The 25,873-nt window shown below is 43.5% G+C and carries 17 protein-coding genes; 14 read left to right on the top strand and 3 right to left on the bottom strand.

The genetic code is table 11. From position 1 onward, the window contains the following. The first annotated feature begins 53 nt into the window (after positions 1-53). The 7 genes from mnmE to DMI82_RS12940 all read left to right on the top strand — a co-directional run bounded on the left by mnmE (position 54) and on the right by DMI82_RS12940 (position 10,113). Complete coding sequence (mnmE, locus tag DMI82_RS12910; RefSeq protein WP_022427294.1) at positions 54-1,430, top strand: tRNA uridine-5-carboxymethylaminomethyl(34) synthesis GTPase MnmE; 1,377 nt, start codon at positions 54-56, stop codon at positions 1,428-1,430. Between the two features lie 696 nt (positions 1,431-2,126). After that, positions 2,127-4,016: a tRNA uridine-5-carboxymethylaminomethyl(34) synthesis enzyme MnmG gene (mnmG, locus tag DMI82_RS12915; protein WP_110103556.1), complete on the top strand. Its 1,890-nt coding sequence runs from the start codon at positions 2,127-2,129 to the stop codon at positions 4,014-4,016. Positions 4,017-4,061: 45 nt separating this feature from the next. Continuing rightward, entirely contained in the window at positions 4,062-4,781 is a 720-nt protein-coding gene (gene rsmG / locus DMI82_RS12920) for a 16S rRNA (guanine(527)-N(7))-methyltransferase RsmG (RefSeq protein WP_059086520.1), read from the top strand. Between the two features lie 302 nt (positions 4,782-5,083). Beyond that, positions 5,084-6,154, top strand: coding sequence for an ABC transporter ATP-binding protein (locus tag DMI82_RS12925; protein ID WP_110103557.1), 1,071 nt, complete (start codon positions 5,084-5,086; stop codon positions 6,152-6,154). Beyond that, positions 6,151-7,014: an ABC transporter permease gene (locus DMI82_RS12930; RefSeq protein ID WP_015526545.1), complete on the top strand. Its 864-nt coding sequence runs from the start codon at positions 6,151-6,153 to the stop codon at positions 7,012-7,014. Before DMI82_RS12925 ends, DMI82_RS12930 begins: the two co-directional genes overlap by 4 nt. Before the next feature lie 13 nt (positions 7,015-7,027). Next, a complete protein-coding gene (locus DMI82_RS12935) occupies positions 7,028-8,557 on the top strand; it encodes a GldG family protein (RefSeq protein ID WP_110103558.1) in 1,530 nt (509 codons plus the stop codon). Continuing rightward, positions 8,557-10,113, top strand: a complete 1,557-nt coding sequence (locus tag DMI82_RS12940; RefSeq protein WP_110103559.1) for a DUF4340 domain-containing protein — start codon at positions 8,557-8,559, stop codon at positions 10,111-10,113. Before DMI82_RS12935 ends, DMI82_RS12940 begins: the two co-directional genes overlap by 1 nt. A gap of 667 nt (positions 10,114-10,780) precedes the next feature. Here the strand turns inward: DMI82_RS12940 and DMI82_RS12950 are convergent. After that, positions 10,781-14,446 (bottom strand): YhgE/Pip domain-containing protein, encoded by a 3,666-nt coding sequence (locus tag DMI82_RS12950; protein WP_110103561.1) that lies wholly within the window; start codon positions 14,444-14,446, stop codon positions 10,781-10,783. 582 nt (positions 14,447-15,028) lie between these two features. Between DMI82_RS12950 and DMI82_RS12955 the strand changes: the two genes are divergently transcribed. Continuing rightward, a complete protein-coding gene (locus tag DMI82_RS12955) occupies positions 15,029-15,619 on the top strand; it encodes a TetR-like C-terminal domain-containing protein (RefSeq protein ID WP_015526541.1) in 591 nt (196 codons plus the stop codon). A gap of 247 nt (positions 15,620-15,866) precedes the next feature. Here the strand turns inward: DMI82_RS12955 and DMI82_RS12960 are convergent, their stop codons facing one another. Further along, positions 15,867-16,820 carry an alpha/beta fold hydrolase gene (locus tag DMI82_RS12960; protein WP_015526540.1) on the bottom strand — a complete coding sequence of 318 codons (954 nt, stop codon included), beginning with the start codon at positions 16,818-16,820 and terminating at the stop codon, positions 15,867-15,869. Positions 16,821-17,428: 608 nt separating this feature from the next. Then, positions 17,429-17,878 (bottom strand): SseB family protein, encoded by a 450-nt coding sequence (locus tag DMI82_RS12965; RefSeq protein WP_110103562.1) that lies wholly within the window; start codon positions 17,876-17,878, stop codon positions 17,429-17,431. A gap of 396 nt (positions 17,879-18,274) precedes the next feature. Here DMI82_RS12965 and DMI82_RS19835 point away from each other — a divergent pair, with 396 nt between their 5' ends. The 6 genes from DMI82_RS19835 to DMI82_RS12990 all read left to right on the top strand — a co-directional run bounded on the left by DMI82_RS19835 (position 18,275) and on the right by DMI82_RS12990 (position 25,847). Continuing rightward, positions 18,275-18,451, top strand: coding sequence for a hypothetical protein (locus DMI82_RS19835; protein WP_015526538.1), 177 nt, complete (start codon positions 18,275-18,277; stop codon positions 18,449-18,451). A 2,917-nt stretch (positions 18,452-21,368) separates the two neighbouring features. Next, a complete protein-coding gene (locus DMI82_RS12970; protein ID WP_015526537.1) occupies positions 21,369-22,136 on the top strand; it encodes a ParA family protein in 768 nt (255 codons plus the stop codon). After that, positions 22,136-23,068 carry a ParB/RepB/Spo0J family partition protein gene (locus DMI82_RS12975; RefSeq protein ID WP_015526536.1) on the top strand — a complete coding sequence of 311 codons (933 nt, stop codon included), beginning with the start codon at positions 22,136-22,138 and terminating at the stop codon, positions 23,066-23,068. Before DMI82_RS12970 ends, DMI82_RS12975 begins: the two co-directional genes overlap by 1 nt. A gap of 8 nt (positions 23,069-23,076) precedes the next feature. Continuing rightward, a complete protein-coding gene (locus tag DMI82_RS12980) occupies positions 23,077-23,598 on the top strand; it encodes a DUF4446 family protein (protein WP_015526535.1) in 522 nt (173 codons plus the stop codon). Positions 23,599-23,642: 44 nt separating this feature from the next. Continuing rightward, positions 23,643-24,938 carry a serine--tRNA ligase gene (gene serS / locus DMI82_RS12985; RefSeq protein ID WP_015526534.1) on the top strand — a complete coding sequence of 432 codons (1,296 nt, stop codon included), beginning with the start codon at positions 23,643-23,645 and terminating at the stop codon, positions 24,936-24,938. Positions 24,939-24,971: 33 nt separating this feature from the next. Continuing rightward, positions 24,972-25,847 (top strand): DUF3881 family protein, encoded by an 876-nt coding sequence (locus DMI82_RS12990; RefSeq protein WP_021650156.1) that lies wholly within the window; start codon positions 24,972-24,974, stop codon positions 25,845-25,847. The last annotated feature ends 26 nt before the right edge of the window (positions 25,848-25,873 follow it).

The following is a 25,873-nucleotide window of genomic DNA, read 5'->3' on the forward strand; positions in this document are numbered from 1 at the left end:
CTGCAGTGTGATATAGCGGATGCTTTTATCCGTTTGACAAAGGAGAGTGAAAAATGGAAGAGACAACGATTGCTGCGATTTCCACAGCCATGAGCGCATCGGGAATCGGGATCGTCAGGATCAGTGGCCCGGAGGCTTTTGAGATCGCATCCGGAGTATACCGTTCCAAGGGTGGAAAAAAATCTCTGAAAAACGTCCCAAGCCACACCATCCATTATGGATATATTTATGATAACGAAGAAATGGTAGACGAAGTGCTGGTCATGGCCATGCGCGGACCACGGACATACACAGGAGAAGATACCATAGAAATCGACTGCCACGGCGGCGTTTTAGCCATGAAAAAGGTACTGGAAACTGTGTTGAAAAACGGAGCCATTATTGCCGAGCCGGGAGAATTTACCAAGCGTGCATTCCTCAATGGAAGGATCGATCTTTCCCAGGCGGAGGCCGTTATGGACGTGATACAGTCCAAAAATGAGTACTCATTAAAGAATTCTGTAGGACAATTAAAAGGTTCGGTCCGAAAAACTGTACAGCAGATCAGAGAAAAACTACTGTACCATATAGCGTACATTGAATCGGCATTAGACGATCCGGAGCACTATGATTTGACAGGATATTCGGAAGAATTAGAGCAGATCGTAGCAGAAGAAAAAGAAAAAATACAGAACCTGTTAAAAACAGCCGGAGACGGAAAGATCATACAGGAAGGTATCCGGACCGTGATCCTGGGCAAGCCGAACGCAGGGAAATCTTCTCTGCTGAACCTGCTTCTGGGAGAGGACAGAGCCATCGTGACCGATATCGCAGGAACCACCAGAGACGTACTGGAAGAGTATATCAACCTGCATGGGATCACATTAAAGATCGCTGACACAGCTGGAATCCGCCAGACAGAAGACATCGTAGAGAAAATCGGCGTATCCAAAGCCAAGGAAATGGCAGCAGACGCAGACCTGATCCTCTATGTCGTAGATTCCTCCGTACCGTTAGATGAAAACGACGAAGAAATCATAAAAATTTTGCAAGAGAAAAAGACAATTGTTCTCTACAGCAAGACAGACCTTGAATCTGCTATAGATATAGAGGATTTAAAGAGCAGAATAAACCAGCCGGTGATCCCAATTTCCGCAAAAGAAGAAACCGGGATCACAGACCTGGAAGAAAAAATCCGGGAAATGTTCTTCAGTGGGGAGATTGACTTCAATGATGAAGTCTACATCACCAATGAACGCCACAGGCAGGAGCTTTTAAAAGCACAGGAAAGTCTTTCTCTGGTAGAAAATAGCATAGAAAGCGGAATGCCGGAGGATTTTTATTCCATAGACCTGACAGATGCATACGAAAGTCTGGGACGGATTCTGGGAGAATCACTTGGGGAAGACCTTGTTAATGAGATATTTTCTAAATTTTGTATGGGGAAATAATAACCGCATGGGCTGCGGAGGCCCCGGCCGAATGCCCGCATGGATTGCGGAATCCCGGCCGTATATGCCGCATGGATTGCGGAACATCGGCCGTATATGCCGCATAGGCTGCGGCCTTCGGCTGTATGGCACATGGACTGCGGAAGCCCGCAGAGGGTAGATCACATTGGAATGTGAGAAAACCGCAAAGGGGCACAAGGCCGCGCCCCTCTGCACACCCCTGGGCCTTTTTTATATAGTGCAGCGATTGTGGAAAGCTGAAAGAAACTAACTTGTGCCTGTATGCTTCTGTATCGGCAATTCAACACTGAGCCGAAATATGGCAGACGGAAGCAGGAATAACCCCGCAGACGTGCATCGCACGTCGAGAACCTCATTACAGTTCCACTGCAACCCCCTCGGCACAACGTTTCACATCCAATACCGAAGCATACAGACAAAAGTCAGCACCGTATCACACACCACAACCCAAGAACTCCTAAAAAAAGCCCGAGGGGTGTGCAGAGGGGCCGTGGCTTTACGGCCCCTTTGCGGTTTTCCACAGCTTCCCAAAGCAAAAAAACCAGGCCCTCTGCCAAGAAAGTAAAAATAAAACCAAAAACCAACCACACAATAAACAAAGAAAAAGAAAATCACAAAGAAAAATAAAGAAAAAGAATAAGAGAAAAAATAAGAGAAAAATAAAGGAGAAAAAGCATGAAAAATCTGGAACAGTTTTTCGACATCATAGTAGTAGGCGCCGGCCACGCAGGCTGCGAAGCATCACTGGCATGCGCCCGCTTAGGGCTCAACACAGTCATGTTCACAGTCAGCGTAGACAGCATCGCCCTTATGCCCTGCAACCCCAATGTAGGCGGCAGCTCCAAAGGGCATCTCGTCCGTGAACTGGATGCTCTCGGTGGGGAAATGGGTAAAAACATAGACAAAACCTTCATCCAGTCCAAAATGCTCAACCAGTCCAAAGGCCCTGCAGTCCATTCCCTTCGTGCACAGGCCGATAAACAGGCCTACAGCACAGAAATGAGAAAGACACTGGAAAATACAGAGAACTTAACCATCCGCCAGGGTGAAGTGACCGAGCTTCTGGTAGAAGACGGGCACATCACCGGTGTAAAAACCTTCTCAGGGGCCACCTACCACGCAAAAGCTGTAGTCCTCTGTACAGGAACCTACCTCAAGGCCCGCTGCATTTACGGCGACGTCAGCAACTATACAGGACCGAACGGCCTTCAGGCAGCCAATTACCTTACGGATTCCCTGAAAAAGCTGGGGATCGAAATGTTCCGCTTCAAAACAGGAACTCCGGCCAGAATCGCCGGAAACACCATTGATTATTCTAAGATGGAAGAGCAGTTCGGAGATGAAAGAGTCGTACCGTTCTCTTTTTCCACAAACCCGGAAGCTGTACAGATCGAGCAGAAATCCTGCTGGCTGACCTATACAAACGAAAAAACACACGAGATCATTCGTGCAAATCTGGACAGATCCCCCCTTTATTCCGGAATGATCGAAGGAACCGGACCACGTTACTGTCCGTCTATCGAAGATAAAGTCGTTCGTTTTGCAGACAAAAAACGCCATCAGGTATTTATCGAACCGGAAGGTCTTTACACAAATGAAATGTACATCGGCGGAATGTCCAGCTCCCTGCCGGAGGATGTTCAGTACGAGATGTACCATTCCGTACCGGGTCTGGAGAACGCCAGGATTGTAAAAAATGCTTACGCTATTGAGTATGACTGCATCAATCCGCGCCAGCTCTATCCCACACTGGAATTCAAAAAGATCAAGGGCCTTTTCAGTGGCGGACAGTTTAACGGAAGCTCCGGATATGAGGAAGCAGCCGCTCAGGGCCTCATAGCGGGAATTAATGCAGCTATGGAGGTAAAAGGCCGGGAACAGCTGATTTTGGACCGCTCAGAGGCATATATTGGCGTTCTCATCGATGATCTGGTAACAAAGGAGAACCATGAGCCGTACCGAATGATGACAAGCCGTGCTGAGTACCGTCTGCTCCTCCGCCAGGACAACGCAGATCTTCGTCTTCGCAAAAAAGGCTGGGAGGTCGGCCTGATCGATGATGAGACATACCATAAATTACAGGAAAAAGAGCGCCGGATCCAGGAAGAGATCGAGAGAGTGGAACATGCAACCGTAGGTGGTTCTGCAGAGGTACAGAGCCTTCTGGAATCTCTGAACAGTACCCTTCTGAAATCCGGAACCACCATTGCAGAGCTGATCCGTCGGCCGGAGCTTAACTATAAGGTGCTTGCACCCATCGATAAAGAAAGACCGGAGCTTCCGGAAGATGTATGTGAGCAGGTAGAGATCAACATCAAATATGATGGCTATATCCGCCGCCAGATGAAGCAGGTAGAGCAGTTTAAGAAACTGGAGCAGAAAAAGCTTCCGGAAGACATTGATTACGAAGATGTAGGAAGCCTCCGCATTGAGGCACGCCAGAAGCTGGAAGCCTACAGACCGGTGTCCATCGGTCAGGCGTCCCGTATCTCCGGTGTATCCCCGGCTGACATTTCCGTACTTCTTGTATATCTGGAAAGCAGATCCGGACATAAACACGGATAATACAACGAATAACAATAAAACACAGAAAATAAGAGAGGAAGCTGCATGTACAATTTAGAAATCCTGGAAAAAGGCTGCGAGGAGCTTGGGATCACACTCAGTGACACGCAGAAAAACCAGTTTATCCGGTTCTACGAATATCTTGTAGAAAAAAACAAAGTCATGAACCTCACCGGTATCACAGAATTTGACGAGGTTCTCGTGAAACATTTCCTGGACAGCCTCTGCTGCGTCAAGGCTGTAGATATGGGTAAGATAAAAACCGTTATGGACATCGGAACCGGCGCCGGATTCCCGGGTGTTCCCCTGAAGATTGCCTTCCCGGAGGTGGAAGCCTGCCTTCTGGACTCCCTCAATAAAAGAGTAAAATTCCTGGAAGAAACCTTTGCGCTCCTGGGCCTGGAGGGGATTTCCGCCATTCACGGAAGAGCTGAAGAATATGCAAAAAACAAAGCCTACAGAGAAAAATATGATCTCTGCGTATCCAGAGCAGTATCCGGACTTGCAACCCTGTCTGAATACTGTCTCCCGTATGTAAAAGTCGGAGGGCTTTTTGTCTCCTATAAATCCGGTTCTGTAAAGGAAGAAGCAGAAGCAGCAGAGAAAGCAGTAAAGATCCTTGGTGGAAAGATCAGGGATATTCAGTACTTTGACCTTCCGGGCTCCGAGATCGGCCGCTCCCTGGTCATTATCGAGAAGGTAAAGAACACCCCGGGCAAATATCCGAGAAAAGCCGGAACACCGCTCAGAGAGCCACTGGCATAAGATACCTCCTGTCGAACAAAGGCAAAATCTGTCCGACAGGAGATTTTTTTGTCCGGGAGTTTCACAAAATTATCACAAATTTATCCTACTTTTATCACAAATTACTTTTACACTATAATCCGATAGAGATGCCCCTGGATTCCCCCATTCTCTGTTTCATCCAGGGGCATTTTCTATTGGTGTTGAAAAGACGCCAGAGTCAAGGGCTTCAGTTTCAGGACCTTTTGCCTCTGGCATCTTATAAAATGGGAAATCGATAATTAAAAAAAGTATTTCCCTGAGAATAAAAGGAGGAGAGTAAAGTGATCGAAGTAAGTAATCTGGTCAAAAAGTATGGCGATCATACTGCAGTTGACCATCTTTCCTTTCAGATCGAAAAGGGGAAAATTTACGGATTCCTGGGCCCCAACGGTGCAGGAAAATCAACAACTATGAACATGATCACAGGATACATTGCTTCCACAGAAGGAAAAGTGATGATCGATGGTCATGATATTCTGGAGGAACCGGAGGCAGCCAAGAAATGTATCGGCTATCTGCCGGAAATGCCGCCGCTCTATTTTGATATGACTGTTCTTGAGTACATGAAATTTGCGGCTGATCTGAAAAAAATCCCAAGAAACCAAAAAGACAAGCAGATAAAAGAAGTCATGGATATGGTAAAGATCACAGACATGAAAGACCGTCTGATCAAAAACCTTTCCAAAGGTTATCGCCAGAGGGTGGGCCTTGCACAGGCAATCCTGGGATATCCGGAGGTGATCATCCTGGATGAGCCGACAGTAGGACTTGACCCGAAGCAGATCATCGAGATCCGTGACCTGATCAAAGGCCTGAAGCAGAAGCACACGGTTATCCTAAGCTCCCATATCCTTTCCGAGGTAAGAGCAGTGTGTGATTATGTTCTGATCATTTCCCATGGAAAGCTGGTAGCCAGCGATACACCGGATAATCTGGAACGTCTGGCAGCAGGCTCCAACAGCCTCCTTATGAAGATAAAAGGCGAGAAAGACACGATTCGAAAAGCTCTGGAAACGATCGAAGGCGTAACCGGGGTGGAAATGTCCTATGACAGCGATGAGAAATTGTGGAAAACAAAACTTTCCATTCAGGAAAATGTGGATATCCGTGAAAAAGTCTTCTACGCTATGGCAAAAGCGAACTGTCCGATCTACGAGATGCAGGTTAAGAGAGTTTCCCTTGAGGATGTATTCCTTGAGCTTACCGAAGGAGAGAAAAAATCCGCCGGAAAACCGGAAAGCTCACAGTGGAAACCGGTAGAAGACAGATCATCGGGAAAAGAAAAAACTCAGGAAGAAAAAACTGAGGAACCAGAGAAGGCTTCTGATGAGAAAGAGGGGGATCAGTCATGACAGCGATTTTTAAAAGAGAACTGAAAAGCTATCTGACCTCCATGGTTGGATATCTCTTCATATTTTTTGTCCTGGTGCTGACCGGAATTTATTTTTCCGCATATCAGCTTTCAGGCGGCTATTCAAAATTTGAAACTACCTTAAGCGCACTGACCTTTGTGTTCCTGATCGGTGTGCCGATCCTTTCCATGCGTGTACTTGCAGAAGAGCGCAAGCAGAAAACGGATCAGCTTCTTTTGACCGCACCGGTATCTGTATGGGATATCGTATTTGGAAAATATCTTGCACTGGTAGCTGTATTTGCTATTCCGGTCGTGATCATGTGCGTTTATCCTCTGATCATGAGCAAGTTCGGAACGATTTCCTATGCTTCCGCATACACCGGGATCCTGGGATTTTTCCTTCTGGGATGCGCGAATCTGGCGATCGGTGTATTTATGTCAGCACTTACAGAAAGCCAGGTAATTGCAGCAGTACTTACTTTTGTATTCCTGTTCGCCTTCTATATGATGAACGGAATTTCTTCATTCTTTTCACAGACCTCCATGTCAACCGCAGTGGCATTCGGACTTCTGATCGTGGCGATTGCGATCATCATTTATACCATGATCAAAAATGTTCTGATCTCTGTAGTGATCGGAGCTGTGGGAGAGATTGCCCTTGTGATCGTATACGTTGTAAAATCCAGTATTTTCCAGGGTGGTATCCAGAAGGTACTGAACGTATTTAACCTGAGCGGACATTATGATAATTTTACAAAAGGCGTGTTTGACGTGACAGGAATCGTTTATTTTATTTCTGTTATTGCGATCTGCCTGTTCCTTACCATGCAGTCCATTCAGAAGAGACGCTGGAACTAGGGGGTGAAGGGAAATGAAATTCAGTGAGAAATTTAAGAAAAATAAAGGCGAGGCAGCCGTACCGGAGACCGCACAGGACTCCGGCAAAAAGAAACATAAACCGGATCCGAAAAAGCTGGTAGGCACCATCAGCAAAAAACATATCAAAAATGGTTCCTACAGCATGGCTATGGCAGCTGTCTTTATCGTGATCGTGGTTGTGATCAATATGATCGTCGGGGCGATCCCATCCAAATATTCACAGCTGGATGTAAGCTCATCCAAGCTTTACACCATCGGTGATGAAACAAAGAAGGTACTGAAGGCACTGGATAAGGATGTTACCATTTATCAGATCGCGGCAAGCGGTTCTGAGGACGACACGATCTCCAATCTGCTTTCACGTTATAAAGATGAGTCCAAGCATATTAAAGTTGAGGTGAAAGACCCTGTTGTAAATCCGAAATTTGCATCGGAATATACAACCGATGATCTTGCGTCAAACAGCCTGATCGTAGTCTGCGGCGACAGAAACAAGGTTATCAATTACAACGATATGTATTCCTCTTCAGTAGACTATAATACCTGGCAGCAGACTACTACCGGATTTGATGGAGAAGGACAGATCACAAGTGCGATCGGTTATGTAACATCCGAGGATCTTCCGATCATGTACACCTTATCCGGACACGGAGAAAAAGATCTGGATTCCAGCTTTAAAGAAGATATCCAGAAAGCAAACATTGATATCAAGGAGCTGAACCTTCTCACAGAGGGAAAGGTTCCGGATGATGCAGACTGCCTGATGATCGTATCTCCGACCAGCGATATTTCCGAGGAAGAAAAAACAGAGCTCCTGGATTATCTGGAGGCAGGCGGAAAAGCTATGATCTTCTCGGATTATACACAGGATGATCTGCCGAACTTTGATGCGGTTCTTGAAAACTATGGTGTAAAGTGTGCAGAGGGAATCGTATTTGAGGGTGATAATCAGCATTATGGAATGCAAATGCCATATTATCTTGTACCAACAGTCAACAACACAGATGCAAGCTCTGAGACAGCTTCTGCAGGCTCCTACGTACTGGCACCGTATGCACAGGGCATTCAGAAAACAGATGATGTAAGAGATACCGTAACCATCGACAGTATCCTGACAACCTCTGACAAGGCTTACTCCAAAACAAATATGCAGAGCAGCAATATCGAAAAGGAAGACGGAGATGTAGACGGACCGTTTGATCTTGGTGTTGCTATCACTGAGAAACTGGATGATGATAAGGAAACACAGATCGTTTACTACTCCACAGCAAATTTGATGGAGAGCCAGATAAACCAGATGGTATCCGGCGGAAATGAAAAGCTCCTTCTGGAGTCCTTAAACTGGATGACCAGCACAGACGACAGTAATTCCGTTTCTATTCCATCCAAGAGCCTTGAGTCCACAAGCCTGACAGTAACCGATTATGATGCAGCCTTCTGGAAGATCTGTACCATTGGTCTGATCCCGGGAGTGTTCCTTGTTGCAGGATTCCTGATCTGGCTTAAGAGGAGAAAAGCATAATGAAAAAATCGACCAAACTTGTTTCAGCAGTTGTTGTTCTGGCAGTTCTCGGCGGCGTTTATGTGGGACTGAACACCTACGTATCCAAAGAAGAAAAGACAGAGAGCAGCGAAGAGGAAAGCAAAACAGAAGTGTTTTCCGTGAAAACGGATGACATTAAATCCCTGGAATTTATCGTAGACAAGAAGGAAGTGACCTTTGAGAAAAAAGATGATTCCTGGGTGAAAAAGGATGAGACTGCTTTTCCTGTAAATCAGACAACTCTGGATTCCGCAGCTTCCGCCATCGAAACGGTGGAAGCGGACAGAGTCCTGGAGGATGTGGAGGATCTTACGGAATATGGACTGGATTCCCCATCTAACACGGTAACTGTTGATACCGCTGATGGGACAACGAAACTCAACATCGGAGATGAGAATGCGTCTACGAATCAGTATTACATTTCCAAGGATGATGATGACAGCACGGTATATGTAGTGGCAGCGGATACAGTGTCTCCGTTTATGAATTCCCTTTACGATTATGCACAGGGAGAAGATTTCCCGACAATTGATTCTTCCACAGTGAAAAAGGTCCAGGTCAGCGAGGATAAAGATTCCTATGTCCTGGAAGAAAATTCCGACGGAGCTACCTGGAATGTTTCCAGTGACGGAAGCAGCGATAAAGAGTCTGCCGATACAACGGCAGCAGGAAACGTAACCTCCGGACTTGGAAGCTTTGCATTTGACCAGTTTGTAAACTACGATGCAGAGGATCTTTCCAAGTATGGCCTTGATAAGCCCTATGCGACGATTACAGTGGATTATCAGGAAGAGGTGAAGGATGACAGCACAGACAGTACAGAATCCGGAGAAAACGATTCTACGGCCTCTGAGAGCGATTTTGAGAGCGGTGACAGCGCTGACACGGACAGCAGCTCAGAAGATGCAGACAGCAAGACAACCACAGTGGATAAACAGCTTGTCATTTACGTTGGTGATGAGGCAGGAGATGGTAGCAGATATGTAACGGTAGATAACAAACAGATCTATACAATGTCAACGGATACACTGAGTGCAGTTATTGACAAGACGCCGTCAGATCTCTGGTCACTGATCGTCAATTATCTGTCTGTAAAAAATCTGGATCAGCTCCAGGTTACTTACGGTGAAACAACAAGTACTGTAAATGTTTCACGTGAAACATCCACAGATGATGACGGAAACGAAAAAGAAACAACAACCTATCAGCTAGATGGTAAGGAAATAGAAAGTACAACCTTTACCACCTTCTACAACAAGCTGATAAACATGGCAGGACAGAAGAGACTGACAGACGCTTATACACCGGCTGCAGATCCGGAGATGACCGCTGTATTCACAGACTCTGACAAGAACCAGACAACCGTTACCTTCTACACATATGACACAAACTATTATGCAGCTGTCGTTGGAGACAAGGTATTTCTTGTAAACAAAATGACAGTAAAAGAAATGTTCAATGCATATGAAACCATGGTAAACGGTGAAACAGAGACAGAAGCCACAGCAACACCAACAGCTGAGGCGGAAAAATAAAATATTAAGAAAATAAATAAAAACACCTCGGAGATCCGCAAACAATAAGGTGATCTCCGAATATCCGTTTGATGATCAGATATTCGGAGACACCACACAGATCAGGATTTTCCGGGGTGTTTTTATGTTGCTGTTATTTTACGGCCCTTACAGATGAATACGGTCCGTATATTTTTTACCGTTTGTGATGCGGTATGCACGGATACGGTATTTGGTTGCGGTGCCTGGCTTTTTATCGGTGTAGGTTGTATTTTTTGTATTGCCGATAGCTTTCCAGATTTTACCCTGAAGACGGTAAATGGTGTAGCATAGGTGATGATTCCGTCTGTTTTTGCGGTCAGTGGATTAGATGCATACCAGGTTGCTTTTCCATTGAAAACCGCAGGCTTGCAGTCAGAAAGAGCTCCGGTTTGTGAGTAGATCTGAGAAGTCATATTGCCGCTTCTTCTGAATCTGACAGGAGTGTTTCTGAACTGAAATCTGCTGCATAGGTCAGGCACGGTGTACTGGCGAGCTTGATTTTCTATAACTGCTATAATTATAGCGTGGAGAATTGACGAGGACAATATAAAAAAACTGTACAGAAGCTCATCTGAGCAACTGTACAGTTTTAATTTTTCTATATCTAACAGAAGGTTCGGGGGGAGCTTCTGTCAGTAACTAAGTATTATGCAAGACCTCTTTCTTCTAGCCAGTCGAAGAGAACAACTTTTTCTGCTTTCTTTCTCTTGGTCATGTGATTGAACTGAAGGATTGTCAGGATCGTGAAGATCACTAACAGTGCAACCATTACAATAATGGAAGTGGTAATGCTCCGGCCACCGCTGATCGTTGCACGGAATGCGTCGACCGTATAAGTAAACGGAACGTATGCATGGATCTTTGCAACGAATGAAGGTGAAACCTCAACCGGATAAGTTCCGGCAGATCCTGCAAGCTGAACGACCATGAATACCAGCATCAGGAAGCTTCCTACTTTACCAAGAGTAATGTTGAAGAAGTACATGATAGAGGTAAAGGTCATTGATGTCAGGCAGGCGAAGAGTACGGTTTTGCCCATCTCTGCAGGTGTGAATCCGTTAAATGCACGTAACAGCAGGATCAGGCAGATTCCCTGAAGGATCGCTACCGGATAAAGGACGGAAGCTTTGCTTGCCCACCATGCGAAACCGGATTTCAGTTTGCCTTTATACTGAGCCAGAGGATACATCAGGCAGAATGCCAGTGCGCCGACCCAGAGGCCTACAGACATCATGTAAGGTGCCATTGCGTGTCCGTTATTCGGGACATCGGTAAGTTTTGTTTCATCGTTCACAACAGGAGTTGCGAACATTTTGATCGTTTCATTACTTGCTGAATTGTCTTTTACAGTGGTAGCTCCATCGCTGAGGCTTGTGGTCAGTGTCTTGGAACCGTCTTTCAGTTCTTTCATACCGCTTCCAAGCTTCTTGGATCCATCATACAACTGAGAGGAACCGCTCTGGATCTGGGCAGCGCCATCTGCAAGCTGTTTTGCACCATTGTTAAGTGTGCTGTTGTTGCTTACAAGCTTCTCGGTACCGCTGAGAAGCGTTGAGGTACCGTTTGCTAATGTCTTAGTACCGTTTGCAAGAGTAGTAGCACCGCTGGAAAGGGTTTTGGCTCCTGTTGAGAGCTTTTTGGTACCGTCTGTAAGAGCGGAGCTGTTTTCGGAAAGCTTAGCAACACCATCGGTGTAGGTTGTGATTCCGGTTGTCAGTGTTCCGGAACCATCGGCTAATGCTTTTGTTCCATCTGCAAGAGTAGTAGCACCGCTGGAAAGAGCATTGGCTCCTGTTGCCAGTTTCTTGGTGCCGTCTGTAAGAGCAGCACTGTTTTCGGAAAGCTTAGCAATACCATCGGTGTAAGTTGTGATTCCATCTGTCAGTGCCTTAGAACCATCTGCCAGCTGACCTGCACCGGATTTGATATCCGGAAGTGCGCCAGTGATCTGTTTGCCGGCTGTTTTCAGATTCTTTGCACCGTCGTTGAGCTGCTTATCATAAGATGTCAGTTGGTCAAATCCATCGTTCAGAGCTTTGATTCCTGCTGCTGCAGCCGGGAAGGCTTCGACTGTGCCGTCTTCCAGAGACTGAAGTCCTGCGGAAACGTTCTTGGTTCCTGCGTTTACAGCCTGTGCACCCTGATACAGCTGGGTAACACCTGCAGAAAGCTGAGCGATCAGATCTGTAGGAAGCTGACTTGTAGCTGCAGATAACTGCTCTGCACCTGCGCTCATGGTTGTTGCACCTGCACTCATCTGGTTTGCACCATCTGTCATGGTTGTTGCACCCTCAGAAAGTGTGCCGGCACCCTGAGTCAGTCCTCCGGAGATCTGAGTCAGTCCGGAAGCTGCTTCGTTAAGCTTGGAAGCAACAGTATTCAGATTTTCCTGAGTAGAAGAGAGCTGACCGGATACACCAGCTGCAAGCTGTGAAACCTGATCAGAATAGCTGCTCATGTAAGAACCGTCCACGCCAGTCATTCCACCGGCTACGCTGTTTAAAGCGTTGATCACATCATTCAGAGCTGCTGCGGAAATGGTTCCGTCCTCAGAAGCGGTTGCCTGAATCGCCTGAAGCTGTGCTGCTAAATCGGTCATTGTCTGTCCGGCAGTACCGATCTTGGTATTTGCATCAGTAAGTGCTTCCGTTGTCTGCTGTCCGTATCCTGTAAGGATGCTGCTGACCTGATCACCTACCTGTGAGAACTGTGTGCCTGCATTCTGGAGAGCAGGGATCAGACTGTCTGTGATACTGCTGCTGGTCTGCCTTGTGATGCCTGCGGCCTGAGTGATATATCCGGCTGCGTTGTTGATTCCGTCTGCGGCATTGTTCATACCAGCTGCAGCACTGTTCATACCAGCTGCGGCTGTGTCCATACCATCCTTTGCGGAAGTAAGGCCGGCTGCAAGCTTGTTGATGGATTCCTGTGTTGTTCCCTCTTTCAGAGCAGAAACCTTATCGTTTAGGGATTTCAGTCCGTTTTCCAGCTGCTGTGTTCCGGATATCAGTGACTGTGAGTCATCGGTTCCTTTGGTAACACCGGTATTCAGCTGAGAGATACCATTGGAAACTGTTGTGAGTCCGTCTTCAAGTTTTGCAAGCTCTTTGGCACCGGCTGCGAGTTTGCCAGCACCAGCCACATAGGTGGTAGTTCCATCTGCAAGAGTGTCAGCACCAGCTACATACTGTGTTGCTCCGTCGGAAAGAGTATCAATACCTGCACTTAATGCATTTGCACCGGATTCCAGGCTGCTTGCGCCGGATTTCAGTGTATCAGAATTTTTATTAAGCTCATCCACACCAGCGGTGTACTGCTGAACACCTTCATCCAGAGTATCTACACCGGTTGTCAGCTCCGGAACCTTTTCTGTCAGAGCTGCAACGCCGCTGTTCAGCTGGTTTGCACCGGATTCCAGGCTGCTTGCACCGGATTTCAGTGCATCAGAATTTTTATTAAGCTCATCCACACCAGCGGTGTACTGCTGAACACCTTTATCCAGAGTATCCACACCGGTTGTCAGCTCAGGAACCTTTTCTGTGAGAGTTGCAACGCCGCTGTTCAGCTGATCTGCACCATCGTCCAGGCTCTTTGCACCATCGTTAACCTTTGCAACACCATCGGTGTAGGTCTTAAGACCTTCGGTGAGACTGTCAGCACCGCTTACGAAAGTAAGAGTACTGGTGGAAAGCTTCTTAAGGTTTTTGGTAATTGTTTTGTTACCATCAGCTGCTGTATTCAGTCCGTCTTCGATCTTTCCGGATCCGTCTGCAGCTTCCTGCATTCCGTCACCTGCTTCTGAGATAGAATCAAAAACGGTTTCTGTATAGGTTTCCGTAACCTTGGAAGCAATGTTATCACGAAGCTTCAGCATTGCTGTTTCACTGAGCTTGGAGGCGATATAGTTGGTTCCAGGGTTTGTCTCATAGGATAGCTCCATTTGCTTTGGATCGTCGTCCATTACAGTGGCTGCGTTTGCGGAGAAATTTTCCGGGATTTTGATAACCATGTAATAGGTTCCATTGGCCAGACCGTCCTCTGCTGTCTTGCTGTCTACAATGTTAAATGCCATTGAGTCGTTGTCTTTCAGCTCATCCGTCATGTCCTTACCTATGCTTAAGGTCTTGTCATTATACTCGACAGGTTTGTCTTCGTTTACCACGGCCACTGGCAGGCTGTCTACGTTTCCGTAAGGATCCCACATGGATTTCAGAAACAGACCTGCATAGATGATCGGGATTACGATAATGGCGATTACGACGATAAGCATGAGCTTGTTACGAAGTAAGCTTTTCCATTCGTTTTTGATCATATTACCTATCCCTTTCTTATTAAATTGTATTATCAAACATAGTTGATTAATCAAACTTTATTCCAGTAATGGCGACGAGATCTATTAATCATATTAAAATCTATTAATAGCTTTATATTCCATTATCAAACAAAGTATTGATTTTCTTTACGTGATGTATTATACTAAACACATACCACAGATACAACCATTAAATCTTTACTGAATGTATATTAATAGACGGAAATAATGGAAGTGTCTATTACAAATAAAAAACTGCATAATAGACAAAAAGTACGTTATTTCCTTTGAATTTATGTGCAGTTGGTAATATTAAATGCAGACAGGATTCCTATGTTTCAACACAAATATGCAGCAGATATCTGGTATCGTGTAGGTCGGCGTCGTTAACAATTTTAATCTTGTCAATTCTTAACAACAGCAGATATCTGGTATCATGCAGATCGGCGTAGAGAAAGCGAATGCTTTTATTCGTTTGAAGGATGCATTATGCATTGTATGACAGTTGCAGAGTATCGTAAGTAATAAGTGATTGAGGCGAAGGAAACGTGCTTGCTTTTTTGAATTGCAGGGGGAATTAAGATGGCGGAAAAAGTTGACAGAAGAGTACGTAAGACCAAGGCACAGTTGCGAGCGGGGCTTGCCCGTCTTATGCAGAAGAAGAGCATTAAGGAGATTACGGTAAAGGAACTGGTGGAAGAAGTTGATATCAACCGCTCCACATTTTATCTTCACTATACAGATATCTATCAGATGCTGGAATCCATTGAGGCTGAATTGATGGAGGAAATCACGCATCTGGTGGCAGACTATCCTCTGGATCCTCTTAATAATAAGGAGAGCTCGTATCCTTTTATTGAGCAGATATTTACGATCCTGGATCATAATAAGGATATTTGTATCGCACTTCTTGGAAAGAATGGAGATATGGCTTTTGTGAATCGTATAGAAAAACTGATCGCAGATACAGTGCTGCATCGCTTGTCAATTCGTCTGCCGAAAGACAACCGTGATATTGAGTATGCGTATGCGTTTTGTCTGAATGGATGCGTGGGAATGATCAAGACATGGCTGTCTTCTGAGAATCAGGAGAGTACACAGCATATGGCAGAGCTGACACATAAGCTGATCGATAATACAACACACATGTATCTGGAGCAGGCACTTAGATAAGAGAAATGTCCGGATGCATGCTGTGAGTCTGGTAAAAAATAAAGAGTATTGTTTCACGTTTGTTTGAGGGAAAACTCATGTTTCACGTGAAACAGTACTCTTTTTTTATTGGCTTTTTGTTGGTTTATAGCATTTCCACAAATTACTGCATGAAGCTCAACGGCTCCGAACATGAACAATGTTCTTTTGATACGTTGATTTCCAAAATTACTATAGATAAATTTTGATGCCGGATCATAAGTTGTTTTTACAGGAAAATAGCTACCTGTTCCAGGAAATGTTCCGGATCTTCCAGATGAGGAAGATGTCTGGTTTCCGGGATCACAGCGGTTTCAATGGAAGAATTCAGCTTCTGGTATTCCTCTGCGATAAGAGAAGCGGAAGCTTCTTTTTCTCCGGAAATAATATAGATGCATGCATCGGAAGATTCTACGGCATTATTAATGCTGATATTCAGGTATTTGCCAATGTAGCTGGAATACAGATATTTAGCGTTGGAACCGCCCTTGTGAGCGGATTCATAATAGGTATCTACCAGCGTATCTGTTACATGGAAGGGATTGTAGAACAGCTTTTCCATAAACAGACTGCTGATGGATTCGCGGGAAGCTACCATATGATAGATCAGAGTTCCGAAAATCGGAAGCTCGATAAAATACTTAAAGAGCTTGTTGTCTTTACAAGGTGCCTGCTTCAGGGAACTGAAGCTTGGTGGATTGACCAGCATGATCTTGCGGAAATGGTCGGAATTGTTACGGTAAGCCATGATCGCAAAAGAACCTGAGAAACCACTGGCAATAACATCGGTTTCCTCACGAATCACATTCTTGGCAAAATCACAGAGTAACTGAGCAAATACAAAATTGGTATAAGTAATATCCGGTTTTTCGGAACGTCCACATCCAAGAAGATCAATGGTGTAAACGGTATGTTCGGTTGCGAGCTGCTTCTCTATGGCATTCCATTCATAACCGGAAGCACCTGGCATGATATCATGAATAAGAAGAATAGGGGTGCCATGTCCCTGTTTTGTATAAAAAATCTTTCCAAAACGCCAGTCATAGGTTCTGCTGTGTGGCTGTTCCAGCATATCTTTAAGCTGAGATGTGGCATCTATGAAACGGTTAGCAATATGAATAACACCTGCGGCAGTTCCGACTAAAGCTGCAAGAGTAAGTAGTCTGTGTCCATTTTTCTTCATTAAAAAGCCTCCTGGAATTCGTAAAAATAATCAGGACAGATGTAACGTAATTCAGGTATCTGATCTGATTTTTTCTGAATATTTCTTTGCTTTATTATACGACAGGAACGAAAAATTTACAATGCTTTTGTGGGAACCCTAACCTTGTTATTGTATGCTGACGCTACTGTCCATTCTGTTCTTGGCGATGATCGCTAAGTTGCTGTTCGTTCTGCTTTCAGTAACGCGCTTCGCAATGCAAAGAATTTATGTTGATCGCATAAATTGGTGCGGTATGGTCTCGGGCTTTCTGCGACCTTCGTTTATAAAAAAACTTACGGAATATTATCAGTGAACAGTAGCATCGCCAATATGCTTCATGATACATAGAAATCAGATTTCGAACCGAATCAAGTAAGTCCCCTGCTTTAATTGCGAAGAGCAATAAGCAGGGGACTTACTTGTATCAGGAGAAAGAAAAGCTCCTTCTGATAAACTGCGAAGCAGTTATTTGGTTATGAGCAAGTAGCGAAGCGGATGCTGTTATCCGCTGGAATGCTTTTATACTTCAGTAAGAATACCAAGTGTTTCACGTGAAACATTGGACTTGTTATCCGACAGAGCTGATGCTATACAGGATTGCCGAGGATGATGTTGATAAGGGTTTTGTTCAGCATCAGTGTGCGGTTCCATGGATTGAGAATTACTCCCTCAACAGACGGCTCTTGCAATGCAGAAGAAAAAATCTTATCAATATCTGCGGTAAATGTGGACATGATCTTATCACTGCCTTTTAACTCTTCGTCAAAGCTGGTAAATGCAGCCCACCATTGCTTTCCATCGTTTGTTTTGATCGCATGAAGAGAAATTTTTCCATCACCTTTTGGAGGTTCTACAGCAATGATCAGCTGTGCCTGCTCCTGCATTCTGTGACGGATTACGGTGAGAGTATGAGCAAGCATTTCTTCGGTTGCTTCTTTTTGGAGTGCTGCAATGGCAGTTTCGATCTTTTCATTGCCATTTAAAGTCTTGTCTAATTGTTCTTTATAGAAATCGTTGCGATTATTTGTGGTGTTCATGTATAAAATATTCCTTTCAATCAGATGATAAATGACTAGTACAGCGAATATTAAGTAACCGCCATATTGACTTGTCTGATTTTTCATATGCTGCGTTGTCGTCAATCGCCGTAGCCACCGCTACGCCTCATTCCTTCGCCTTGCATATGAGAAAATCATCCTACGTCAATATAGCAGAAACTTAATTTTCGCTGTACTAGTACATTGTTTTCGAAATAACTATACCAATTACTTGTTGGTGAATCCGACTGCACAGATCTAAAAGCCTCAGCATAGCCAGCTACGCCTGCATTTTTATACCTGCACATTCGAATCCACATCCCACGCGATTGGTATAGTTATTTACGAAACAATGTATTAGCCGCAAACTGCAAGGAGTTTGCGGATGCTTTCTTTATGGATTATAGCATTTCAGGGGAAAATGAGGCAAGAGAAGAAGTGTTTTTAACTGAATCAAATAAGTCCCCTGGTTCGATTTCGAAAAGCAATAATCAGGGGAACTTGCTTGCATCAGGAGAAGTGCAGGCTCCTTCGGATAAACTGCGAAGCACTTATTCGGTTATGAGCAAGTAGTGAAGCGGATGCTTTTATCTGCTTGCATTAAATCAAGAAGTTTCCTGATTACTGATCACTTCGTTCTTGGTAATACACTTCGCGATGCACAGAAATTATGCTAATCACATAAATTTGCATGGTATGTCCAGGGCTTTCAGTGGTCTTTGCTCACAAAAAAACTCGGAGGATAATATTACCAGTTAACAGTAAGTCTCCTGCTTCAATTACGAAAAAGTAAAAAGTAATAAGTAATAAGTAATAAGCAGTGGGTGGCGTGTATTAGGAAGAATGCGACGGCGTTTAGAAACGGGGAAAGGAATAGTGGGCATGTCTGAAAACAAGGTACTGCACTAATTCATGTGGCCACTGTTATGGGTACATTGTAAGCAGGTCCTGATAAATTGCAAAGTAGCTATTGGGTGTAGAACTGCGTAGCGAATACGGGTATTTTTATTCGTTTGATCCCAAATTGGATAGATATGTTTGCACACTTGAAGGTGAGTTGCCAGATACTGTCATCAGTATTCCGCATGATTTCGGTTAGATGCTTTTGTGAACTGGATGGGGAATTAATAAGTTAAGTGAATGTAATAAAAATGTGTATTTATATGAAAAAACGGAGGGTAAGGCGGAAAATATGGGGGGATTTTATAGAACGATATAAGAGTAAGGATGAAATAAAGAGAAATAAGAGATTATTTCTGCGAAGAGAACACTATGATAATGCACAAACGTTAAGTACGATAAAAAGGACTTTATGAAAGAAAATACTGGCAAATAAATAGAAATAATAGGATATTTACGAATAAAAAAGTGTTAAAGTACAAATTATAGTACTTTAAATAAAAAAAAAGTACGATAAAACGTACTTTACACGTATACACACATAAAAAAGCCTTGAAATGCAAAGTGTGCACCTGCACACATACGGCAAAAAGATAAAATATAGATCCGTTCCTACTTTAAACATGTGAAATTTTGATTGATCGAATAAAAGAAAGCAGCTGCTTCGATTACAAAAAAACAATAAGCTGTGGGTGGGAAAATACTTGTGCTCTTCCTGATAAACTGTAAAACAGCTATTTTGTGTAAAACTATGATCGAATGCAAAAATTTTTGTCCGCATGACTGGGATAAAGGGAAGGCAGGGAAGTGTTTTATGGCTTGATTTAGAAGAAAAAAGCCTATTAAGTGAAATTTATTTTATGCCAGTTCTATGCCAGAACCTTATTCAGGTACATTTTATATTGGATATTACAAAATGAAACTATGCTTGAAAAAGCCTTTAGTTAACATGTACATAACGAATATATAACAGGATTGGAAGAAAAATGAAATAAATACGCAAATCTTTCGTAAACATAATAAAATAAACAAAAATCGAAAATTCCAGTTTCATAATATTATATTTTTTCACGAGAGATACATGTATTTCACACTATAAAAACACTCCGGGAAAAGAAGTTTCCATTTACTATATATAGATGCTTTTGGAGAATATAAAGATAACAGCCACATTATTTTGTGGAGGGAGTTTCTTGTATTTTTTACATGCTTTCGTGATACAGATAATGCCAGAGAGAATATATCGGAGTATTTTTTTGATATTTCTCATTGATTTTATAATGTGTTCGTAACTGTTCAGTACCCTTGCAGTTACAAGTCAAACCGTGTCCTGGATCGATTTCGTTGATGGCATTTTTAACCGGATCGAGGAAGTCACTTGATTCAATTATGAATATTGGTTTGATAATCCATCTTCGGATGTTTCACGTGAAACATCCGAAGACAGATTAAGAATAAAGAGTTATAACACCATCTTTGACAATTGCAGAAATAAAAAACAGCTGTAGTTCGTGCTTATGTGTTTTATGGTAGGTTTAATATAGATTTTAATCGAATCAAGTAATTCACCTGCTTCAATTGTGAACTACAATAAGCAGCGGTTGGGGACTTGCTTGTATCAGGAGAAGTACAGTCTCCTTCTGATAAACTGCGAAGCATTTATTAAGCTATGAGCAGTAGTGAAGAGGATGTTTTTATCCGCTTGACTTAAAAAATGTTTCGCAACAACGACAACTCATATGCGCTTTACGGTAGCGTGATATAGTTTTTAATCGCGTCAGGAGGTCCCCTGCTTCAAGTGTAAGAAGCAATAAGCAGCGGTTGGTGACTTGCTTGTATCAGGAAGAGTACAAGCAAGTTTTGATAAACTGCGGAGCAGTTATTCGGTGTAAAGCTGCGTAGCAACTGCGGATGCTTTTGTTTGTATGACTCGAATCAGGAGTTCCCCCCTGTTTTTGGCTTCAATTGCAAGAAACGATAAGCAGTGGTTGAAGAACTGCTTCTTATCAGGGAAGAGTAGCTTGTAGTCCTTTTGGTAAATCGCGAAGCAGTTATTCAGTGTAGAACAGCGAATATGTTTACAGATGCTTTTATTCGCTTGATAATAATAGTAATGTTTTTAGTGTTCAGATAAAATTTGAAAATGCTATAAATGCTGTAAAAGAAAGGGATTTCGATGCCTATGTAGCAGTGTGCAAGGTTCCATAAAAGATAATATCTATACCGAGAAAATCGAATTATTTTCGAGATTACGATAAATCAGAACAATTTCAGCAAAATATCTATAAATGGGAACTTCATTTCTCGGTACGTTTTTATGGCGTAATGGCGTAAAATATATAGTCTGATTGACAGCAAATAAAACTGGAAGTTTATGCGGAGTTGATGGACTTTATAATCGATGTACTGTTACTGTCAAACTTTTGTTTAGTCCGGAATGAGTTTGGGTATACTACACAATAAATAAAATAATTCAAAACCTATTTTCTATTGTTTCACGTGAAACATTATGTGGCAGTTTAAAAATAAAAGTGTTATAATGATATCCAATGAGTAAAAATCCCTTAAAAAAATAAAAAGGAGGGGTACAATGGGACGAATCATTGCAGTTGCCAATCAGAAAGGCGGGGTTGGAAAATCAACGACAGCCATCAATCTATCGGCCTGCCTTGCTGAAAAAGGGAAAAAGGTTCTTGCCATCGACATTGATCCGCAGGGAAATACGACCAGTGGACTTGGCGCAGACAAGAATGCAGTAGAAAACACCCTTTATGAGCTGCTGCTTGGAGAAGCAGAGACCAAGGATACCATTATAAAGAACGTTGTAGATAATGTTGACCTGATACCATCGAATATGAATCTTTCCGGTGCAGAAATTGAACTGGTTGATCTTGAGGATAAAGAATTTATTCTGAAAAAGATCACGGATAAACTTCGCCGGAAATATGATTACATAATCATGGATTGTCCGCCGTCACTGAGTATGCTTACAATTAATGCTTTGACAGCCGCAACCTCCGTTCTGGTGCCGATTCAGTGTGAGTATTATGCATTGGAAGGTTTGTCACAGTTGATACATACCATCGAACTGGTAAGAGACCGATTGAATAAGAGATTGAAGATCGAAGGCGTGGTCTTTACTATGTATGATGCCAGAACAAATCTGTCACTTCAGGTTGTAGAAAATGTAAAAGAAAACCTGGACCAGAATATATACAAAACGATCATACCGAGAAATGTACGACTTGCAGAGGCACCAAGCTATGGAAAACCGATCAATCTGTACGATTCACGATCTACAGGAGCAGAGAGTTATCGCCTCCTGGCAGAAGAAGTTATAGGCAGGGAGGACGAGTGATGGCTGGAAGAAGAACAGGAGGCCTTGGAAAGGGTCTTGACGCACTGATCCCGAACAAAGCAGGCGGTCCGTCAAAGGAACCTGCAAAAAAGACAAGATCTGCAGTTGTAAAAAAAGACAAACCAACTGAAAAAGATAATCCGGCCGCAGAACGACTTGTGAAAATTTCCAGCGTAGAACCAAATCTGAATCAGCCCAGAAGACATTTTGATGAGGATGCGCTGCTGGAACTTTCGGAATCCATTAAACAGTACGGTGTTCTTCAGCCGTTGTTGGTATCCGATAAGAAGGATTATTTTGAGATCATTGCAGGCGAACGCCGCTGGAGAGCTGCCAAGATGGCAGGGCTCAAGGAAGTTCCTGTTGTTGTAAAAGAGTTTACAGACCAGGAAATCGTAGAAATTTCCCTGATCGAGAACATTCAGCGGGAAGACCTGAATCCTATAGAGGAAGCGATGGCATACAAACGTCTGATGGAAGAGTTTCACCTGAAACAGGATGAAATCGCAGACAGAGTTGCCAAAAGCAGAACTGCAGTAACTAATTCCATGCGTCTTCTGAAGCTTTCCTCAAAAGTTCAGGAAATGGTAATTGCAGATATGATCTCAGCTGGTCATGCGAGAGCACTTCTGGGAATTTCTGATGAAGCTCTTCAGGAAACAACAGCCATGAAGGTTTTTGATGAAAAACTCAGTGTTCGTGAGACGGAAAAACTTGTAAAGAATCTGGTTTCTCCTGCGAAAAAAGTAAAAACAGAGAAAAACACAGCAGAAGATGCCATTTATGAGAGCCTGGAAGAAAAAATGAAAGGTATCATGGGAACAAAGGTATCCATTCAGCGAAAGAAGAACAACAAAGGTAAAATTGAAATTGAATATTATTCCAGAGATGAACTGGAGAGGATCATTGATCTGTTCGAATCTATCAGATAGGAGGCAGAATGAGCGGGATTTTTGAAAGCATGGGAATTGATTCCGGGATTGTGATCATTGTTTTGCTGATCCTTACCATCATTCTTCTGATCAATGTGGTGAGTAGCAATATGCGTCTCAGCCGTTTGGAACGGAAGTACAAGATGTTTATGAGAGGCGGAGATGCACAGTCACTGGAAAAAGTTTTTGTAAGAAAATTTGCACAGATCGACCGGCTGTATGAAGCAAAGGAAGATCATGATCATGACATCAGCTTTATCAAAAAAAATATGAATGTAATGTTCAGCAAATATGGCGTTGAAAAGTATGATGCATTTGATGATGTAGGTGGAAAACTCAGCTTTGCATTGGCGCTTCTTGATAAAAACAATACGGGTCTGATCTTGAATGCGGTTCACAGCCGCGATAACTGTTTCCTTTATTTAAAGGAGATCGTAAAAGGTGAGTCCTATGTTGTACTTAGTCAGGAAGAAGTGGAAGCTTTGAGAAAAGCAGTAAACTTTGGCCTTGGTGAGATTGAGAAGGAATAAAAAACTGCAAAGAGTAAGAATATTTTTAATACAGGAGGAATATCATGTTAGACATTAAGTTTGTGAGAGAGAATCCGGAGGTTGTAAAGCAGAATATCCGCAATAAGTTCCAGGACAGCAAACTGGAGCTGGTTGACAAGGTTCTCGAACTTGATAAAGAAAACAGAGAGATCAAGCAGGAGGTTGAGGCTCTCCGTGCTGAGAGAAACAAGATCTCCAAACAGATCGGTGCTCTTATGGGCCAGGGAAAAAGAGAAGAGGCAGAAGAGGTTAAAAAACAGGTTGCTGCATCCGGAACTCGTATTGAGGAACTTTCTCAGAGAGAGAAAGAGGTTGAGGAAGAGCTTCTGAAAGATATGATGGTGATCCCGAACATCATCGATCCTTCTGTACCGATCGGTAAAGACGACAGCCAGAACGTAGAGATTGAGAAATTTGGTGAGCCGGTTGTTCCGGATTTTGAAGTTCCGTATCATACAGATATCATGGAGAATTTTGATGGAATCGATCTTGACAGCGCAAGACGTGTTGCCGGTAACGGATTCTATTATCTGATGGGTGATATCGCACGCCTTCATTCCGCAGTAATTTCCTATGCAAGAGATTTCATGATCAACCGGGGATTTACTTACTGCGTACCGCCTTTCATGATCAGAAGCAACGTTGTTACAGGCGTTATGAGCTTTGCGGAGATGGATGCTATGATGTACAAGATCGAAGGTGAGGATCTTTACCTGATCGGAACAAGTGAGCATTCCATGATCGGTAAATTCATTGACCAGATCATCCCGGAGGAAGAGCTTCCGAAGACACTTACAAGCTATTCTCCGTGCTTCCGTAAAGAGAAAGGTGCTCATGGACTTGAGGAGAGAGGTGTTTACCGTATCCATCAGTTCGAGAAACAGGAGATGATCGTTGTCTGCAAGCCAGAGGAGAGTAAGATGTGGTTCGACAAGCTGTGGCAGAATACAGTAGATCTGTTCCGTTCTCTTGATATTCCGGTTCGTACGCTTGAGTGCTGCTCCGGTGACCTTGCTGATCTTAAGGTAAAATCCCTCGATGTTGAAGCATGGTCTCCACGTCAGAAGAAATACTTTGAGGTAGGAAGCTGCTCCAACCTTGGAGATGCACAGGCACGTCGTCTGAAAATCCGTGTAAACGGCAAAGATGGCAAGAAATATCTTGCTCATACATTAAACAATACAGTAGTAGCACCTCCGAGAATGCTCATTGCTTTCCTGGAGAATAACCTGAATGCAGATGGATCTGTAAACATTCCAAAAGCTCTGCAGCCATATATGGGCGGTATGACAAAGATTGAGAAAAAGACACGCGCGTAAGAGAAACGCAGGCTTTTTCAGGGAGGTGTTCTTGTGCACAGTTATTTAAAGACCGTTGGTTTTTCACAGATTACCAGAAGAAGTGAAATAAAAGAGATCATCCGTGATGTGATCGCAAGCTACGATGAAAAGGTTTGCGTGGAAAATCATCCGGAAGGCGTATTTGTACAGTTTTCCAAGAATTATGGCTGTGACTGTGGAATCAGCGTTTGTGGTCAGTACGATGAGAACGGTGAGTTTCACGTGGAATATTATTTCCCATTTTTCAGGGGAACAGGAATCACATCCAAGGAAAAAGTGACTGTTGAACGTCATACAGATAAGGAATCTTATGCAGGAGCATGTGATGATTTGCGTATTGGCGTGACTATGATCTTTTATCTGCAGAATCTGGCAGAATATATGCAGGAGAAATACAAAGGCCTGAAAGACCCGGGGGACCGTCCGGTGACGGTTTCCGGTCTGGCTTCTGAGGGAAAGATCCTGTTTCCGCTGCAGAAGGATAAGGAAGCGGTAAAGGTGGAGAGAGAGCTTTCCAAAAACAGGACTAATCTGATCGCAGCAGCGCGTAATGGTGATGAGGAAGCTATGGAGAGCCTTACAATGGAGGATATGGATACTTACTCCATGATTTCCCAGAGAATTGTTACAGATGATGTTCTCACGATCGTGGATTCTTATTTCATGCCTTATGGAATTGAATGTGATCAGTATAATGTTCTTGGTGAGATTCTGGATATCATGAAATTTAAGAATATCCTGACAGGTGAAGAAATCTGCCAGATGACTATAGAGAGCAATGATATACAGTTTGATATCTGCATCAACAGCAAAGATCTTCTCGGTGAACCGGCAGTTGGACGCCGCTTCAAAGGAACAATCTGGCTACAGGGTCAGCTGCACTATTAAGTTTTCGAATTTAGAATTAATTCTTG

This window comes from Blautia sp. BCRC 81119 (assembly GCF_003184505.1).
In the GTDB taxonomy this organism is placed as follows: domain Bacteria; phylum Bacillota; class Clostridia; order Lachnospirales; family Lachnospiraceae; genus Blautia_A; species Blautia_A fusiformis.